The organism is Chromohalobacter moromii (assembly GCF_023091865.1).
Classification (GTDB): domain Bacteria; phylum Pseudomonadota; class Gammaproteobacteria; order Pseudomonadales; family Halomonadaceae; genus Chromohalobacter; species Chromohalobacter moromii.
In genome coordinates this window covers 435,700-452,521 of the sequence record NZ_JAHXDI010000003.1, presented here as the reverse complement: position 1 = coordinate 452,521, position 16,822 = coordinate 435,700, and the positions used below count along the sequence as shown (strand labels likewise).

The window sequence follows — 16,822 nt, the reverse complement described above, 5'->3', positions numbered from 1 at the left end:
AAAAAACCAAGTTCAAAACAATCACGTCGCGGCCACGCCGCAGCAATCTGCGCATTCTACACTCAAGCAAGCCTCAAGCGGACCGTGAATCGGTTAGACTGCAAGATTAAAGACTGGCTTCGCAGCGCAGGAGAATCGCATGGCTTACAGCATGACCGCCTTCACCCGGCAGACGCAGGACGCCGACTGGGGCAGCTTGCAGCTCGAGTTGCGCTCGGTGAATCAGCGCTACTTGGAACCGCATTTCCGCCTGCCGGATAGCCTGCGCGACCTCGAGCCGCATTATCGCGATGCGCTGCGCAAGCACCTCTCACGCGGCAAGGTCGAATGCACGCTGCGATTCGAACCGACTCACGGCAACACCACGCTCCACGTCAACGAGACACGCCTAGCCACTCTGGCCCAGGCGCTGGAAACAGTGCGCGCACAGGTGCCCGACGCCGCCATGCCCGATGCCTTGGCGCTACTCGATCACCCCGGCGTGCTCGAAAGCGACGGGCTCGACCTCGAGCGTGTCCAGCATGCCGCGCACGCACTTTTCGATGCCGCACTGGACGACCTGATCGCCGGCCGCGCCCGAGAAGGCGAGCGTCTCGCGGCCTTGATTCGCGAGCGGCTGGCCGGCATTCGCGACTTGGTGGCCGAGGTTCGCGCGCACCTGCCCGCCATTCTGGACAACCAGCGCCAGCAGCTGACCGACCGCCTGAATGCCTTCAAGGCCGAACTCGACCCACAGCGTATCGAGACCGAAATCGCCCTGCTCGCCCAGAAGGCCGACGTCGCCGAGGAGCTCGACCGCCTCGAGACTCACGTGGCCGAGGTCGAGCGTCAGCTCACGCAAAAAGGCCCCGTCGGCCGTCGCCTTGACTTCCTGATGCAGGAACTCAACCGCGAAGCCAACACCCTCTCCTCGAAATCCATCGTCGCCGACACCACCCGCTGCGCGGTGGAGCTGAAGGTGTTGATCGAACAGATGCGCGAGCAGATCCAGAATTTGGAGTGAAGTCCACGCGATCGAACGCGGACCGGGAACACCCTTCCAATGGTTGGGCCTGCCGCCCCGTTCTTGATACGACGCACAACAATTACATGATGGAGACGCTTCATGTCCTTTGGCCTGTTTTCCCTGTTCCCTCCATTGCTCGCGATTATACTGGCGCTGGTGACGCGCAACGTGATTCCCGCGTTATTCTGTGGGGTGTGGCTGGGGGCGACAATGCTCAGTGGTGGCAACCCGGCAGCCGGGCTCTACGATAGTTTCGCGGATTTCATCATCCCCAGCGTAGGCGATGAGTGGAGCGCCACCGTTCTCATCTACTGCGGCCTGTTCGGGGTACTCATCACCGTGCTGCAGCGAACCGGCGGTGCCCATGCCATCGCCCGCGCCATTTCCTCCAAGGTGGCCTCGCCGCGCGGAGCCCAGGGCGCCACACTGGGGTTCGGGGTGCTGATCTTCTTCGAGGACTATTTCAATGCATTGACGGTGGGAAGCGTCATGCGGCCGATCACCGACCGCATGCGCGTCTCGCGAGAAAAGCTCGCCTACATCGTCGATTCGACCTCGGCCCCCATGTGCCTGTTGGGGCCCGTATCCACCTGGGTGGTGTTCGTCATGGGGCTGATCGGCACCCAGCTTGGCGAGATGGACATGACGGGCTCTGAGTATCTGATATACCTGTCGTCGATTCCGCTCAATTTCTATGCCTGGCTGGCGCTGCTGTTGATTCTGGTGATCGTCGTTACCCAATCGGATTTCGGCCCCATGGCCAAGGCCGAGCAGCGCGCACGGGTGAGTGGCAAGCTGCTGGCGGATGACGCCCAGCCGCCGTCCGATCGCGAAGCGACCGAGATGCTGGGCGTTGCCGAAGAGAGCTCGCGCAAGCGCAACATGCTCGTGCCGACCCTGGTGCTGGTGGGAATGATTCCGCCCCTGTTCCTGTGGACCGGCAACTTCCCCGAGAACGACCTGATCACGGCGATGGGAGAAGCCGAGGGCGGTCTATCGATCCTGATCGCGACCTTCCTGGCGGTCAGCGTAGCGCTGGGCATGGGACTGCAACAGCGACTGTTCGATTTTCGCGAAGCGATGGATCTGGTGGTCACCGGCATCAAGAGCATGACGCTGGTTTACATCATTCTCACCCTGGCCTGGTCGATCGGTAGCGTGACCTCGCAGCTGGGCACTGCAGATTACCTGGTCACGCTGGCCCAGGCCGGCATCGCGCCGAGCCTGATTCCCGTCTTGCTGTTCTTGATCGGCTCGCTCGTCGCCTTCACCACCGGAACCTCCTATGGCACCTTCGCGATCATGATTCCCATCGCCATGCCGGTGGCAGCTGCAATGGACATGTCACTATCATTGGCCATTGCCGCTGTGCTCAGCGGCGGTATCTTCGGCGATCATTGCTCGCCGATTTCGGATACCACCATCCTCTCATCGGCCGGCTCTTCATGTGACCACATCGACCACGTACGGACCCAATTACCCTATGCAATGAGCGCAGGAACATCCGGCATCATCGCCTTCTTCGTCGCCGGGCTGACGGACTCAGCCTGGATAGGGGGACTCAGCGGGGTGGCCGCACTGTTTACGGTGGTGCTTGTATTGCGTTGGGCATGGGGCCCGAAAGCATCGGCACAGTACGACTCAGCTAGCTGACCATGGTCCGGCGGGCGGGGGCCTTACCCCCGCCTCGCAGGCCATCGGACACTGGAGCGTCGGTACGGAACCGTGGTCTGGCAATCCTATTGCCGCAACGATAACCTGATACCGTACGGACTCGTAGATGGCGTGACGAAATACGACGTCCACCTCGAGTGTATGCAAGATCAGGAAGGGTGAAGTCTTGGTGATCTCGCTGGTCACTCTCGATATAAGTCGTGATAAAAAACGATTCATCTTAAATAAAGAATGTCGGGTTAATTAAATGCCCCGTGAAGATTCATGGTCCCTCGATGAAATCGCGTCCATCGTCGACACCTACCGCAAAATGTTGATCGCGGAATTGAGCCATCAGCGCTACAACAAAGCAGCCCTCAATCGTCAGTTGGCAGAGCGTTTACCCAAGCGAAGCTCAGGTTCTATCGAATTCAAACACTGCAACATTAGCGCAGTACTTCGCGATGCCGGCTGCCCCTACGTGGCAGGGTACAAACCACGGAGTAACTATCAAGCAATCTTGGCAGAATGCGTCGAGCAGCGCTTATTACGCAGTGAAGTTTTTGATCGAGCGGCCCTATCAGCGGCAGAACGCCCCGTCATTGACAATACACCCGAAACCCTCGAAGGCTTAGTCGTTGCTCCCCCTAAAGCGACTTCTCAGGTACAAGAAATGCAGGGCAGCTATGTCGTGAAACGCGACTATCTCGCTCGCGAGGCCCGCAACCGTGAGCTAGGGCATGCAGGCGAGTGCTTCGTGCTTGCCTACGAGCGCCAACGACTGATGGCCGAGGGAGCTCAAAAGTTCGCCGAAGCGGTGGAACATGTCGCCATTACCCAGGGCGACGGCATGGGCTTCGATGTTCGTTCTTTCTCCTCCGACGGCAGCGAACGCCTGATCGAGGTCAAGACCACCGCCTTCGCCAAGGAGTGCGCCTTCTTTCTCTCGCCCAACGAGTTGGATTGCTCAGGTAAAAACGCTGCACACTACTACCTTTATCGGCTCTTCAGCTTCCGTGACCAGCCGAGGATGTTCTGCCTCCAGGGCGATCTGCGCGACCATCTGTGGCTGGAGCCCGAAAGCTATCGCGCCGGGGTTCGCTGACAAAATCGAATTCAAGGGACAACCGCCAACCGTCACCCACGGAGTCGAAATCACTACTCACCCTCGACCATTGGCGTAGAACCATCCCGGTTTTGGCCGTAATCGGCTACCCTTGCGTCCTCGGCTCTGCCGTCGTGACGTAATATCTTCCGATTTCCAAGGATGGTTCTCTTGTCGACTTCCGCGATGCCCCGCCGGGGCGTTATGACTCTCGTCGCGCTGTTGCTGGTAGCGCTCAACCTACGCCCGGCACTGACCAGTGTTGCGCCGGTACTCGGCAGCATCGGTGAGGCGCTGGCACTCTCATCCAGTTGGCAGGGCATCCTGACCACGCTGCCGGTGCTGTTTCTGGGGCTCGCGGCGCCGCTGGCGCCACGCATGGTTCGGCGCATCGGCCCGGAGCGCAGCGTGTTTGCTTCGCTGCTGGTGCTGGCGGTGGCGCTGCTCGTACGGCCCTATATCGGCACGGCGGGGCTGTTCCTGGGCACGGCGGTCGCCGGTGGTTGTATCGGGGTCATCGGGGTGTTGCTGCCGGGCATCGTCAAGCGGGATTTTCCCCGTCGCGTCAGCATCATGACCGGCCTCTACACCGTGGCGCTCAATCTCGGCGCATCCGCTGCCGCGGGTGCCACCGAGCCGCTGCGTCAATTATTGGACGGCGCTTGGCAAGGTGTTTCACAAGGGACTCTACACAGTGCCTGGCAGGGCGCGCTGGCGTTCTGGTTGCTGCCGGCGGTAATCGCGGCGTTGTTGTGGCTGCCGCAGCTCAAGGGTACCAAACCCACTCGCGTTCCCGCCCGTCGCGGTGCGCGGCTACGTCACGACCCACTGGCGTGGCAAGTCTCGCTGTTCATGGGGCTACAGTCGTCGCTGGCCTATATCGTGTTCGGCTGGTTACCGACAATCCTGCAAGATCGCGGATTGGCAGCAGTCACCGCGGGGCTGGCGCTGTCGGTATCGATCCTGCTACAGGTGTCCACCGCGATTCTAGCGCCGTGGATCGGCAGCCGTATGCGCGATCAGCGAACGGTACTGATTGGCGTGATGACACTCACCCTGACCGGACTGCTGGGCTGCCTCTACGCCCCGATCGACAGCATATGGCTGTGGATCGTGGTGCTGGGCCTGGGTCAAGGCGGTACTTTCAGTATGGCGTTGACGCTGCTGGCGCTGCGCGCACCCGATGCCACCACCGCGGCTAGTCTCTCGGCGATGGCCCAGGGCATCGGTTATACCCTCGCGGCACTGGGGCCGCTGCTGGTCGGTGTGCTGCACGACTGGAGCGGTGGCTGGAACGTGGTCGGTTTTCTGGTGAGTGTGCTGGGGCTGGGCGCGCTGGTCATGGCGCTGGGCGCCGGGCGCGCTCGTCAGGTGGCATCGACACAGGGTACGGAGTGATAGGGCGCCGAGAAGGCGCCGGTTTCTTTCTTTCGTCAATACAGACTTGCCGTCGATAAAGACCTGCTGTCGATCAAAAAACGATCAGCCAGATCGATCAGGGAATGACCTTCTCGGCGCGCAGGCGATCGAACAGGTCGAAGAAGGCCGCTCGCGTTTCGCGGAAGTGGTCGAAGCCGAAATCACGAGACTTGGTGGTGTCGTTGACGCACTCCTGATCGCGGCCAAGGTCGGCGTCGGTGTGCCACCAGGAGGCCAGCTTGGCGACATCCGGCTCGACCAGATCGTGCTTTTCGGCGATCTCGCGCCAGGTCGATTCGGCACCGGCCATCTGCGTTTCCAGTGGCTGCATCGTCTCCGGGTCGTCCGAGGCTTCGGGGCCCTGAACTTCAAGACCAAAGTACTCGCCAATCTCGCGCCACATCCGGCGCCAGCGGAACACGTCCCCATTGACGGTATTGAAGGCCTGGTTGGCCGCGCCCGGCGTGGTCGCCGCCCACTCCATCTGGCGTGCCAGCACCAGCGCATCGGTCATGTCGGTGAGCGCGTTCCACTGCGTCTGTGAGCCGGGGAACACGAACGGCTGGCCGGTCGCCTGGCAGATCGAGGCGTAGACGGCGATCGTCGTGCCCATGTTCATGGCATTGCCGCGGGCGTAGCCGATCACGGTGTGCGGGCGGTGCACGTTCCAGGCGAAACCGTGATGCTCGGCGGCTTCGAACAGCACGTCTTCCAGCGCGTAGTAGAAATTATCGCCCGGCACCCGCGGCTCGGATTCACGGAACGGGGTTTCGATGCGCCCGCTGCCATAAGCCTCGAACGAGCCCAGATATTGCTTGGTGCCGGTCACCAGCGAGGCGTGATCCAGCTTGTCGCTGTCGAGCGCGGCGAACAGGTTGCGCATCATCTGGCTATTGGCTTCGACGTTGGCCTTCTCGTTGTCGCGGCGAATCCAGGTGCAGTAGAAGACGTGGGTGATGGGCAGGCCGGCCAGCGCCTGCTCGGTGGCGGGCTTGTCCAGCAGATCGGCGGCGACGGGAATCACGCCGCTCTGCTCGGTGGTGCGACGAGAAAGGCCGTAGACGGTCCAGCCGCTGGCCACCAGATAAGATGCCAGATTGCCGCCGGTGATGCCGGTCGCGCCGACGACGAGTGCAGTCCCTTTACGCATGGTCGATGACCTCCTTTCGAGTCAGGGAGTCGAGTCAGGAAGATCCGGGTCGCGCCGGATCGATGAACGCAGTCTGGTAGTGTCTGATCGTTGCTACAATCGAAAGCGTCGCAAATCTTTATTGCGCGAGACGCAACCTCAGACATTTCAAAGCCATGGGTTTCAAATCAGTGAACGTCAATTCGCTAGATCTCAACGCCCTGCGCGTCTTCGAACGCGTCGCGGCCACCGGTAGCTTCACTGCCGCCGCGCGTCACTTCCACCGCGCGGTCTCCTCGATATCGCGTCAGATTCGCGGGCTGGAAGAGGCGCTCGGTCAGCCGCTGCTCTACCGGCATACCCGCGCGGTCGCACTGACCGAAGCGGGCTGGCGCTACTATGAGGAGGTCCGCGAGATTCTTGAGCGACTCGATCTCGCCACCGAAGCGCTGGCCTATCCCGACGCCGAGCCCAGCGGCATGCTGCGGATCAATGCGCCGGTCGCCTTCGGCCAGCGCCAGATCGTGCCACTGCTGCATCGATTCCAGCGTCGCCACCCCGGTATCACCGCCGAATTGCAGCTGAGCGATCAGGTCGTCGATCCGGTGCGCGAAGGTCAGGACATTACCTTTCGCGTTGGCGACCTGGCCAATTCCTCGCTGGTGGCGCGGCGGCTGGCGCCGATGAACTACGTGGTCGCTGCGGCCCCGAGCTATCTCGACGTATACGGTGAGCCCCGGACGCCCGAGGCGCTGGCCGATCATAACTGCCTGCTCTACCAAGGCGAACTGGGGCGCCAGCGCTGGTATTTCCAGGCGTCGAACCAGAGCGGTTCGACCCCGTTCGAGGTCAGCGGCAACCTCTACAGCAACGATGCCGAGAGCCTGCTGCGCGCCGCGCTGCTGGGCCAGGGACTGGTGTTGTTTCCCACCTGGCTGATCGGCGATGCGCTCTCAAAAGGGGAACTGGTGCCACTGCTCGAGGCGTGGCGCGGCGAGGTCATGCCCGGCCACCGCGACATTCACGTGCTGACCACCGAACGTCGCCTACGAACGCGCAAGGTGCGCGCGTTTCTCGACTATCTACGGGAATCGCTGGAGCCACGTCCGTCCTGGGACCGGTGGCGTGAACGAATAGGCGGCACCTCAGACGGCCATAGCAAAACCTAATTAGCGATTGAATCGTGCGCGATCTATATTGCCTGCATGACGACACCTGATGACACCGACAACGCCCTGGCGCTCGAATCGCAGCTCTGCTTCGCGCTCTATTCGACCCAACTGGCGATGAACAAGCTCTACCGCGGCCTGCTGCGTGAGCTCGAGCTGACCTATCCCCAGTACCTGACCATGCTGGTGCTATGGCAGCGGGATCGTCAGACGGTGACGGAGATCGGCGAACACCTCTACCTGGATTCGGCGACGCTGACGCCGCTGCTGAAACGCCTGGAAGCGGCCGACCTTATAACGCGACAGCGCTCGCGCCAGGACGAACGCCAAGTGGAGGTCGCACTGACCGAGAAGGGCCGTTCGCTGCGCGAGCGGGCCAAGGCCGTGCCCCATGCCGCCGGCTGCGCGGGCCAGTGCACGCCCGAGGAGGCCGCCGAACTGCGCGATGCGCTGCATGGACTGCGCCAGCGACTCGACAGCCAGTGAAATGTTGGCGTAATTGACGAAAGATTCTTTTATCCAATTAGATCGTACACGATTAAATCGAGCGCGATCTTTAACCCGAAAGGAGAAGTCCCATGTCACTCGATAAAATCCTCTACCGTGCCGAAGCCACCGCCACTGGCGGCCGCGACGGTCGTGCCATCGCCACCGACGGTGCCATCGACATCGAGCTGTCGACACCCAAGGAGTTGGGCGGCGCCGGCGGTGACGGCACCAACCCGGAGCAGCTGTTCGCCGCTGGCTATTCGGCGTGCTTCATCGGCGCGCTGAAACTGGTCGCCTCGAAAGAGAAGGCCAAGCTGCCCGACGACACCCGAATCCAGGGCGAAGTCGGCATCGGCCCCAAGGGCGACGCTTTCGGCATCGAAGCCACGCTGACGGTGAAGCTCCCGGGCATGGATCGGGAACAGGCCGAAGCCCTGGTCGAGAAGGCGCATCAGGTCTGCCCGTACTCTAACGCCACACGCGGCAACATCGACGTGACGCTCAACGTCGTAGTGTGAGTATCGTTACTTAGACATCACCAACACGCTCGCCCATCTCCCGGGCGAGATTCGACGGCCCGAAGCATCGCAAGATGCCTCGGGCCGTTGCATGTTGGATTGAAACGACACCCGGCCAGCGCGCGCGAGGCCGTAGAAAAAGGCCCTTGAACCGCATTGAAACAGACCTGTGAATACCCACCGCGTTTGTCACTCGACCCCGTAGGCATCCACCCAATCGCCCACCGCCACCTCCGTGCACAGCGGTTGTTGATCGAGCCACTCGGCCAACGCTAGGCGGTCGCTATCAGTAGCGTCAGCATCTTTGCGCGGCAACACGAAGACATCCAGCCGGTCCAAGTCGACCCCACCGCCCATGACCAGACCGTGCGACTCGAGTTCTGCATCCAGCGCATCGAGCAGCCGCGACGCATCCTCTTGTTCCACTTCCTGCAGACGGCATGACAACGCAAATCCGAGCACCGCGAATTTACCCTTTTCCCGAACTACACCCCCATTTTCCATCCCCGACATAGCATTTCTCCACGACGTCCATTCTGGTGGTTTCAATGGTCCCACCCCGCGAAGTATCGCGAGTACGTTCACCTTGCGATGCGGCTGGGCGACACTGCCCCTAAAGCCCCATCGGCAAGAATAAGGAAAAACTTAAATTTTGCCGAACAATGAAGATGCCGAGAGAGTTGTGATGCAAGGAGAGTGACGACCGCGAGCAACGTCAAAACGCGACTCGCGGCGTGCCTTATGACGAAGCAGCGGACTGCTGCAACGCCTCGCGCTTTTCCATCCAGCGCCCGGTGGCGAAGATCGCGATACCCAACAAGGCAAGCGAGGTGCCCACCAGGCCGGTGGACGACCACGCCAGCCCCGCCTTGATGGTCACGCCAGCCAGCCAGGCGCCGAGCGCATTGGCCATGTTGAAGGCGGCGTGATTGAGCGAGGCCGCCATGGTCTGGGCGTCTTCGGCGACGTCCATCAACCGCGTCTGCATGGCGGGAGCGACAGCCATGCTGGTCCCGACGAGCGCCACGAACAAAAATCCTGTCCACACCGAGTTGGCGGCGAAGTAAAAACCGCCTTGTACGCACGCCACCCACAGCAGAATGATCGGAATGCCGCGCAAGAGATTCCAGTCGGCGATACGCGCACCGGCGAAATTACCCAGGATGGTACCCACCCCGAAAATCGCCAGCACCAGCGGCCCCAGCGACTCGGCCATGCCGGCCTGCTCGGTGAGCGTGGGCATGACATAACTGAACACCGCGAACATGCCACCGCACCCGAAACAGGCCACGCCCAGCGTGAACAGTACGCGCGGCTTGATCATCGCGGTCATCTCGCGCTTGGGACTGGCCTGACGGTCGGCAGGCTGATACGGCACCCATAGGCGCACCATCAGAGCAGTCAGCAGCGCGATGCCACCCACACCGGCGAAAGCCGCCTGCCAGCCGATCAAATTGCCTACCCATGTGGCCAGCGGTGCGCCGACCAGAATCGCCACGGTCAACCCGGTCATGACACGCGCCACCGCCCGGGCACGTTGATCGACGGGCACCGCCGCCGCGGCCACTAGCGCCGCGACGCCGAAGTAGGCCCCATGCGGCAGGCCGGCGATGAAGCGCAGCCCAACGAAGGTGCCGAAATGCGGCGCCATGATGCTGGCGAAGTTGCCGAGAGCGAACAGCAGCATTAGCCCGATCAGTAACGCGCGTTTGGGCAGCCGTGCCGCCAACGCCGAGATGATTGGCGCCCCGACGACGACGCCGAGCGCGTAACTGCTGATGGCGTAGCCGACATCGGGAACTGCCACCTGAAGATCGTCGGCGACGCGGCTCATCAATCCCATGATGACGAATTCACCGGTACCGATACCGAAGCCGCCCAGCGCCAGGGCCAATTCCGCCAATCGTGGGTGCGCGGCGCCGCCGGAAGGCGTCGACGCGTCTGTGGATGCGCTCATGGGCATTTTCCTGTCTTGAGATCCTGGTCGTGAAGAACGAGTCGCGACATCTGGGTCGAAGGATCGATTATCCCAGATTTAGACTTAAGTCTAAATCTGGGCACTTTAACATGACGGCTATTGCCATCCATGACACGGAATACGCGCTCCGCCACGCTTGGCCTGATAGGATCGAGTCAGGATTTTTTGGAGTCATCGTCATGCCCGAGCTGATTCGTCGTCCCTTCGTCTTTCTGCGTCACGGTCAGAGCACCAGTAACTTGAACCGTCGGATCGCCGGCCAGCGCGATGTTCCCCTCACCGCACAGGGCGAACGCGAAGCACGCCAGGCAGCGCGACTGCTCGGCGACGTCGCCTGGCCATTGATCGTCGCCAGCCCCTTGGAGCGGGCCCGACGCACGGCCGAACTCGCCACCGGGCGTGCCCCGCACTGCCTGATCGGAGGGCTCAAGGAACGCCATTGGGGCGAGCACGAAGAACATCCCATCCCCGAGACGATGCCTTACCTGCTCTCACCCGAGGGCGGGGAAAGCTGGGCGGATTTCGTCACCCGTATCGTCGCCACGCTCAACGCCCTGCTCGTCGAACACAAAACGCCACTGATCGTCGGCCATTCCGGGCTGATCCGGGTGATCCGTTATCTCGACAGCGGCTCGCCGGAAGGGCCGCGCACCGATAACGCCGTACCGCAATGGGTGGCGCCATACGGAACACGCGGCTGGGAGATCCGTCCACTGCGCGAGTCAGACGTGGCGCACCTGCCGCGCCTGTCGACGACGACCTGACCCCCCAGCGTATCAATCGCGCCCGTTGTGGACCGTCCAGGCCAGGGCTTCACCGGCCTTGAAGGGCTTCAACGTCTCACCATGGCCTTCGATGCGTTCGGGCATCGTCCAAGGGCGACGTTCGAGCTCGATCTCCTCGTCGTTGAGCGGCAAACCATAGAAGCGTGGGCCGTTCTCCGAGCAGAAGGCCGCAAAATGCTCGAGCGCACCCTCCTCTTCGAACACTTCGGCATAGACGGCCAGCGACGCCTGGGCGTTGAACACCCCGGCGCAGCCGCAGGCCGTTTCCTTGGCGGCGACCACGTGCGGCGCCGAGTCGGTGCCCAGGAAGAACCGCGGATGACCGCTGGCCACTGCCGCGCGCAGCGCCCGCTGGTGCTCGGCCCGCTTGAGGATCGGCAGGCAATACAGATGCGGACGAATGCCGCCGACCAGCATGTCGTTGCGGTTGTGAGCCAGATGCTGCGGCGTCAGCGTTGCGGCCAGGTTGGCATCACCCTCGAGGACATACTGCGCGGCGTCGCCGGTCGTGATGTGTTCGAACACCACCTTGAGTGCCGGGAAACGCTGGCGCAGCGGGATCATCACCTCGTCGATAAAGAACTTTTCGCGATCGAAGATATCGATCTCGCCGCGCGTGACTTCGCCATGCACCAGCAGCGGCATGCCGATCCGTTCCATCGTCTCGAGTAGCGGATAGATATCCGCGATGCGCTTGACGCCGTGCTGAGAGTTGGTGGTGGCATTGGCCGGATACAACTTGGCCGCCGTCAGCAAGCCGCTGGCGTGCCCTGCCTCCAGCGTCTCGGCGCTAACGCTCTCGTTGAGGTAGCAAGTCATCAGGGGCGTGAAATCATGGCCCGCTGGCACCGCCTCGAGAATCCGCGCGCGATACGCCTCGGCGGCATCTAGCGTCGTGATCGGCGGCATCAGATTGGGCATCACGATGGCCCGCCCATAGACCCGGCTAGTGGCGGGCAGCACGAGGCGCATCACGTCGCCGTCGCGCAAGTGAAGGTGCCAGTCGTCGGGGCGGCGGAGGCGAAGACGGGTGGGGGACTCGGACATTCTCAGGCTCCTGGGCACGGACGGAAAGGCTGACGAAAAACGCTTAACGTACCGCCGTGGCGGCACGCTGACGCTGCAATGATACCAAAGCGGCGCCCGCCAGTGCGGCCACGCCGATGGCAAATCCCACGCCGGTGGCTTGCAGGCCGACGAGCCGCGCCACCAGGCCGATGCCCACCACGGGAATCGAAATCGCCACATAGGCGATGACGAAGAAGGTCGACGTCACCGCGCCGCGCTGATTCAGCGGGCAGGCAGCCGCCACGGCGCCCAGCCCGGCACGAAAGGCAATGCCCTGACCCAAACCAACGATCAGCGCTCCCAGCAGGAAGACCCACAGCGTCGCCAACGCCAATCCCGCCCCAACGGTCAATGCGCCGACGATCACCACGGCACACCCCAGCGGCAAGCGATGCGCCTCGGGCAGACGCCCCTGCACGAGCTGCCCCAACGTCGAGGCGAAGAACACGCAGCCGGCCACCAGGCCGATCGCCAGCAGGTTCGAATGCCCCAGCACCTGGCTCATGAAGGCCGGTGCGGTGGCGGTGAAGAATCCCAGCACCGCGAATCCGGCGAACCCGGCGATCACCGCCGGCACGAACACGCCGCGCACCTCGGCGGGCACCTTCAAACGCTGTATGCGCAGGCGAACCCGGGGTGGCCGCGTCACGGTCTCCGTCGCCACGGCGACCCCCAGCACGGCGATCGCCAGCAGTCCCAGATGCACGGCATACGCCAGATGCAACGGCCACACGGCGTATTCACCCAAGGCCCCCGCGACCACCGGCCCCAAACCCAGGCCGCCCATGTTGGCGGCGGTAGCCACGAAGGTCGACGCGCGCTTCCAAGTCTCGGGCGCCGACTCGACCACGGCCACCGTCGCCGTGCCGGTGAAAATACCGGCCGAGATCCCCGAAAGCACGCGCCCAGCCAATAGCGTGGAAAGCCCATCGGCCGCCAGGAAGACCACATCGCTAAGCGCCGCTGCCGCCAAACCTGCAAATAGTAGTGGACGGCGCCCCAACTGATCCGACCAGCGCCCGGTGATCAACAGCGCGGCGATGACGCCCACGGCATAGGCGGCGAAGATCACCGTGATGACGAGCTGCGAGAAGCCAAAGGCCGACTGATAGCCTGGGTAGAGCGGTGTCGGCAGCGTCGTGCCCAGCATGGTCACGAGAAACGCGAAGGCGACCCCGGCAAAGCCCAGCCGCGTCGTCGAATCACTTGAGGAAATACCCGTGGGGGACATGCAAACGTTTCCTTGTCAGGTGGCGCGCATCCTGCGCGATGTCGGCAGGACACGAAGTGTATGCGATAATGCTCGTTTCCCCAGAAGCGGCTCAATCGGACACGCCCTATGCCCAATCAGCTTCCGTCAAAAGGGACACTCTACATCGTCTCGGCGCCTTCCGGCGCGGGCAAGACCAGCCTGGTACGTGCCCTTCTCGAACGTATCGCAGGCATCCAGGTCAGCGTCTCGCACACCACGCGCGACATGCGCCCCGGCGAGCACAACGGCGTCAACTACCACTTCGTCGACGTCACGACCTTCGAGCGCCTGATCGAAAGCGGCGATTTCATCGAGTATGCGCGGGTCTTCGATAACTACTACGGCACCTCGCGTGCCGCCGTTCAGGCCCTGCTCGACGCCGGTCAGGACGTGATTCTGGAAATCGACTGGCAAGGTGCTCGCCAAGTGCGCGCGGCCTTCGACGAGGCGGTCTCGGTGTTCATCCTGCCGCCGTCGCGTGAAGCACTCCACGCGCGGCTTGCCGGGCGCGGCACCGATGACGAGGCGACCATCGTCCGGCGCATGCGCGATGCGGTCGACGAGATGTCGCATTACGACGAATACGAGCATGTCATCATCAACGACACCTTCGACCATGCGCTCGACGAACTGAGCTGCCTGGTACATGCCGAACGCACCCGCGTGACACGGGTCCGGAAAGCTCACGCGCCACTGCTGGCGGCGCTCTTGTCACGCGTGGAAGACGTCGAGTAGACTCGAAGCTCCTTCCGCAGGTCTGGCTTACGCCGTTTTTATTTCTCGATCAGGGTTCACACTCATGGCACGCGTTACCGTAGAAGATTGCCTCGACAACGTCGATAACCGTTTTCAGTTGGTGATGATCGCCACGCAGCGTTCACGTCAGCTCGCTCGCGGCTCGCGCGATGCCCAACTGGCGTGGGAAAACGACAAGCCCACGGTCATGGCACTGCGCGAAATCGCGGCCGGCCTGGTCGATGTCAACGTCCTCGACGAAGTCGTCGACCCGCCCGCTCCCAAGCCGCGTCCCGAGCGAGAGTACAACGACTAAGTTCTCTCCATTCTCGAAGGCGCGCGCTATGTTCACCATCGACGATCTCGCGGACCGACTCGGCGGCTACTTACCCCCCGAGGAGATTCTGCACGTCAAGCGCGCCTTCTACTACGCCGAGCAGGCCCATGACGGCCAGCGGCGGCGCTCCGGCGAGCCCTATGTCACCCACCCGCTGGCGGTCGCCAACATCCTCGCTAACATGCACATGGACCATCAAAGCTTGATGGCCGCCATGCTGCATGACGTCATCGAAGATACCGGCGTGACCAAGGAGGCGTTGACCCGGCAATTCGGCGAGCCCGTGGCCGAACTGGTCGATGGCGTCTCCAAGCTGACCCAGATCACCTTCGAGGACAAGGCGGTAGCCCAGGCGGAGAACTTTCAGAAGATGGTCCTGGCGATGTCTCAGGACATCCGCGTGATCATCGTCAAGCTCGCCGACCGCTTGCACAACATGCGCACGCTGGGTGCGTTGCGCCCGGACAAGAAGCGCCGCATCGCCCGCGAGACTCTGGAAATCTACGCCCGCATCGCCGGGCGGCTGGGCATCAACACCATTCGCGTCGAGCTCGAGGATCTCTCGTTTCAGGCGATCCACCCGATGCGCGCCGAGCGCATCAAGCGTGCGGTCACCAAGGCGCGCGGCAATCGTCGTTCGATGATGCGCCAGATTCAGGACAGCCTGCAGAAGTGCCTCGATGACGATGCGCTGGGCGGCAGCGTGGTGGGCCGTCAGAAGCATCTATTGTCGATATATCGCAAGATGCGCGACCAGCGCAAACCCTTCGCCGAGATCATGGACGTGTTCGGGTTTCGCATCATCACCGATGACGTCGACACCTGTTACCGCATCCTCGGCGCGGTGCACAATCTCTACAAGCCGGTGCCGGGACGCTTCAAGGACTACATCGCCATCCCCAAGGCCAATGGCTACCAGAGCCTGCACACCACGCTGTTCGGCCCCAGCGGGATGCCCGTTGAGGTGCAGATTCGCACCCGCGAGATGGAAGCGATGGCCAACAACGGTATCGCCGCGCACTGGCTGTACAAGGCCGGTCAGACCGAGCGCCCCATCGGCGCCGGCAGCCATGCCCGTGCCCGCGAATGGGTCCGCGGGCTGCTCGAGATGCAGCGCCACGCCGGCAACTCCCTGGAGTTCATCGAACACGTCAAGAACGACCTGTTCCCCGACGATATCTACGTGTTCACGCCCAAGGGCGACATCATGGAGCTTCCCGGCGGCGCTACTGCAGTGGATTTCGCCTATAGCGTGCACACCGACATCGGCAACAGCTGCATCGCCTGCCGCATCGACCGCCATCTGGCGCCACTGTCCTCGACCCTGGAAAGCGGCCAGACGCTGGAGATCATTACCGCGCCCGGCGCCCGGCCCAACCTGGCCTGGCTCAACTTCGTGGTCACCGCCAAGGCGCGCTCGGCGATCCGTCACGCCCTCAAGCATCAGCAGCGCACCGAATCCGTGCAGTTGGGGCGGCGCCTGCTCAACCGCGCGCTGAGTGCCTTCGAAACCAGCCTCGAGGAGCTGCCCGAGCATCGCCTGGCGGCGATACTCGAAGAACTCGATCTCAAGCACGAGGACGATCTGCTCGAATCGATCGGGCTCGGCACGCGCATGGCCTACGCCATCGCGCGCCGCCTATTGGAGTGCAACGCGCCGGAAACCGCCGAGGAAGTCGCCACGGCGTCGCGTTCCGGGATGCCGATCGTGATCAACGGCGCCGAGGGCATGATCATCAGCTTCGCACGCTGCTGCTATCCGCTGCCCGGGGACCCCATCATCGGCCATCTTTCGGTCGGCAAGGGAATCGTGGTACACCGCCATGATTGTGGTAACCTGCGAGAATTGCGTGACGATCCCGACAAGCTGTTCGCCCTGGAGTGGTCACAGCAGATCGATCAAGATTTCCCGGTGGCGCTGCGTCTGCATGTCGAGACTCGGCGCGGCTTGGTCGCCGAACTGGCCGGCCTAGTGACCGACGCCGATGCCAATATCGAACGCATCGGCATCGAGGAACGCGATGCACGCCTGTCGATCGTCAACCTAACGTTGGCCGTCCACGACCGCGTGCATCTAGCAAGTATCATGAAACGACTGCGCAACCTGCCCCACGTCGGCAAGATCACTCGCGTTCGCAGTTGACACCATGGCGACCGACCCGCCGCCAACAGGAGCGGC

The 16,822-nt window shown here is 62.7% G+C and carries 16 protein-coding genes; 11 read left to right on the top strand and 5 right to left on the bottom strand.

Translation table 11 applies throughout. The features are described 5' to 3' along the window. The first annotated feature begins 139 nt into the window (after nucleotides 1-139). From KZO83_RS12150 to KZO83_RS12135, 4 genes are all read left to right on the top strand, one after another. Nucleotides 140-1,003, top strand: a complete 864-nt coding sequence (locus tag KZO83_RS12150; RefSeq protein ID WP_247621001.1) for a YicC/YloC family endoribonuclease — start codon at nucleotides 140-142, stop codon at nucleotides 1,001-1,003. 102 nt (nucleotides 1,004-1,105) lie between these two features. Then, a complete protein-coding gene (locus KZO83_RS12145; protein ID WP_247621000.1) occupies nucleotides 1,106-2,659 on the top strand; it encodes a Na+/H+ antiporter NhaC family protein in 1,554 nt (517 codons plus the stop codon). A gap of 268 nt (nucleotides 2,660-2,927) precedes the next feature. Further along, complete coding sequence (locus KZO83_RS12140) at nucleotides 2,928-3,764, top strand: protein NO VEIN domain-containing protein (RefSeq protein WP_247620999.1); 837 nt, start codon at nucleotides 2,928-2,930, stop codon at nucleotides 3,762-3,764. 162 nt (nucleotides 3,765-3,926) lie between these two features. Further along, nucleotides 3,927-5,162 (top strand): CynX/NimT family MFS transporter, encoded by a 1,236-nt coding sequence (locus KZO83_RS12135; RefSeq protein WP_247620998.1) that lies wholly within the window; start codon nucleotides 3,927-3,929, stop codon nucleotides 5,160-5,162. A 97-nt stretch (nucleotides 5,163-5,259) separates the two neighbouring features. On the opposite strand, the gene KZO83_RS12130 is transcribed toward KZO83_RS12135, so the two are convergent. Continuing rightward, entirely contained in the window at nucleotides 5,260-6,333 is a 1,074-nt protein-coding gene (locus KZO83_RS12130) for an SDR family oxidoreductase (RefSeq protein ID WP_247620997.1), read from the bottom strand. Nucleotides 6,334-6,488: 155 nt separating this feature from the next. On the opposite strand from KZO83_RS12130, the gene KZO83_RS12125 reads away from it, so the two are divergent. The 3 genes from KZO83_RS12125 (at nucleotide 6,489) to KZO83_RS12115 (ending at nucleotide 8,488) form a co-directional block, all read left to right on the top strand. After that, nucleotides 6,489-7,481, top strand: a complete 993-nt coding sequence (locus KZO83_RS12125) for a LysR family transcriptional regulator (protein WP_247620996.1) — start codon at nucleotides 6,489-6,491, stop codon at nucleotides 7,479-7,481. A 36-nt stretch (nucleotides 7,482-7,517) separates the two neighbouring features. Next, nucleotides 7,518-7,967: a MarR family winged helix-turn-helix transcriptional regulator gene (locus tag KZO83_RS12120; RefSeq protein WP_247620995.1), complete on the top strand. Its 450-nt coding sequence runs from the start codon at nucleotides 7,518-7,520 to the stop codon at nucleotides 7,965-7,967. Nucleotides 7,968-8,059: 92 nt separating this feature from the next. Beyond that, the gene (locus KZO83_RS12115) at nucleotides 8,060-8,488 is read left to right on the top strand and encodes an organic hydroperoxide resistance protein (protein ID WP_247620994.1); all 429 of its coding nucleotides are present in this window, start codon (nucleotides 8,060-8,062) and stop codon (nucleotides 8,486-8,488) included. A gap of 189 nt (nucleotides 8,489-8,677) precedes the next feature. Here KZO83_RS12115 and KZO83_RS12110 read toward each other — a convergent pair whose 3' ends face one another. After that, nucleotides 8,678-9,001: a 50S ribosome-binding protein YggL gene (locus KZO83_RS12110; RefSeq protein WP_247620993.1), complete on the bottom strand. Its 324-nt coding sequence runs from the start codon at nucleotides 8,999-9,001 to the stop codon at nucleotides 8,678-8,680. Between the two features lie 226 nt (nucleotides 9,002-9,227). After that, entirely contained in the window at nucleotides 9,228-10,445 is a 1,218-nt protein-coding gene (locus KZO83_RS12105; protein WP_247620992.1) for an MFS transporter, read from the bottom strand. Between the two features lie 200 nt (nucleotides 10,446-10,645). Here KZO83_RS12105 and KZO83_RS12100 point away from each other — a divergent pair, with 200 nt between their 5' ends. After that, nucleotides 10,646-11,230 carry a histidine phosphatase family protein gene (locus KZO83_RS12100; RefSeq protein WP_247620991.1) on the top strand — a complete coding sequence of 195 codons (585 nt, stop codon included), beginning with the start codon at nucleotides 10,646-10,648 and terminating at the stop codon, nucleotides 11,228-11,230. A 12-nt stretch (nucleotides 11,231-11,242) separates the two neighbouring features. Here the strand turns inward: KZO83_RS12100 and pyrC are convergent, their stop codons facing one another. Then, nucleotides 11,243-12,298, bottom strand: a complete 1,056-nt coding sequence (pyrC, locus tag KZO83_RS12095) for a dihydroorotase (protein WP_247620990.1) — start codon at nucleotides 12,296-12,298, stop codon at nucleotides 11,243-11,245. A 43-nt stretch (nucleotides 12,299-12,341) separates the two neighbouring features. Continuing rightward, nucleotides 12,342-13,550, bottom strand: coding sequence for an MFS transporter (locus KZO83_RS12090; RefSeq protein WP_247620989.1), 1,209 nt, complete (start codon nucleotides 13,548-13,550; stop codon nucleotides 12,342-12,344). A 108-nt stretch (nucleotides 13,551-13,658) separates the two neighbouring features. On the opposite strand from KZO83_RS12090, the gene gmk reads away from it, so the two are divergent. The 3 genes from gmk (at nucleotide 13,659) to spoT (ending at nucleotide 16,786) form a co-directional block, all read left to right on the top strand. Beyond that, nucleotides 13,659-14,306, top strand: coding sequence for a guanylate kinase (gmk, locus tag KZO83_RS12085; protein WP_247620988.1), 648 nt, complete (start codon nucleotides 13,659-13,661; stop codon nucleotides 14,304-14,306). 64 nt (nucleotides 14,307-14,370) lie between these two features. Further along, a complete protein-coding gene (gene rpoZ, locus KZO83_RS12080) occupies nucleotides 14,371-14,622 on the top strand; it encodes a DNA-directed RNA polymerase subunit omega (protein WP_040240363.1) in 252 nt (83 codons plus the stop codon). Nucleotides 14,623-14,650: 28 nt separating this feature from the next. Further along, on the top strand, nucleotides 14,651-16,786 hold the full coding sequence (gene spoT, locus KZO83_RS12075; protein ID WP_178998918.1) for a bifunctional GTP diphosphokinase/guanosine-3',5'-bis pyrophosphate 3'-pyrophosphohydrolase: 2,136 nt from the start codon (nucleotides 14,651-14,653) through the stop codon (nucleotides 16,784-16,786). Nucleotides 16,787-16,822 lie beyond the last annotated feature (36 nt).

Coding starts and splice junctions, on each gene's coding strand:
- gmk (WP_247620988.1), top strand. CDS start 13,659: ATGCCCAATCAGCTTCCGTCAAAAGGGACACTCTACATCGTCTCGGCG.
- KZO83_RS12115 (WP_247620994.1), top strand. CDS start 8,060: ATGTCACTCGATAAAATCCTCTACCGTGCCGAAGCCACCGCCACTGGC.
- KZO83_RS12150 (WP_247621001.1), top strand. CDS start 140: ATGGCTTACAGCATGACCGCCTTCACCCGGCAGACGCAGGACGCCGAC.
- KZO83_RS12140 (WP_247620999.1), top strand. CDS start 2,928: ATGCCCCGTGAAGATTCATGGTCCCTCGATGAAATCGCGTCCATCGTC.
- KZO83_RS12105 (WP_247620992.1), bottom strand. CDS start 10,445: ATGAGCGCATCCACAGACGCGTCGACGCCTTCCGGCGGCGCCGCGCAC.
- KZO83_RS12130 (WP_247620997.1), bottom strand. CDS start 6,333: ATGCGTAAAGGGACTGCACTCGTCGTCGGCGCGACCGGCATCACCGGC.
- KZO83_RS12110 (WP_247620993.1), bottom strand. CDS start 9,001: ATGTCGGGGATGGAAAATGGGGGTGTAGTTCGGGAAAAGGGTAAATTC.
- KZO83_RS12145 (WP_247621000.1), top strand. CDS start 1,106: ATGTCCTTTGGCCTGTTTTCCCTGTTCCCTCCATTGCTCGCGATTATA.
- KZO83_RS12100 (WP_247620991.1), top strand. CDS start 10,646: ATGCCCGAGCTGATTCGTCGTCCCTTCGTCTTTCTGCGTCACGGTCAG.
- pyrC (WP_247620990.1), bottom strand. CDS start 12,298: ATGTCCGAGTCCCCCACCCGTCTTCGCCTCCGCCGCCCCGACGACTGG.
- rpoZ (WP_040240363.1), top strand. CDS start 14,371: ATGGCACGCGTTACCGTAGAAGATTGCCTCGACAACGTCGATAACCGT.
- KZO83_RS12125 (WP_247620996.1), top strand. CDS start 6,489: ATGGGTTTCAAATCAGTGAACGTCAATTCGCTAGATCTCAACGCCCTG.
- KZO83_RS12135 (WP_247620998.1), top strand. CDS start 3,927: ATGGTTCTCTTGTCGACTTCCGCGATGCCCCGCCGGGGCGTTATGACT.
- KZO83_RS12090 (WP_247620989.1), bottom strand. CDS start 13,550: ATGTCCCCCACGGGTATTTCCTCAAGTGATTCGACGACGCGGCTGGGC.
- spoT (WP_178998918.1), top strand. CDS start 14,651: ATGTTCACCATCGACGATCTCGCGGACCGACTCGGCGGCTACTTACCC.
- KZO83_RS12120 (WP_247620995.1), top strand. CDS start 7,518: ATGACGACACCTGATGACACCGACAACGCCCTGGCGCTCGAATCGCAG.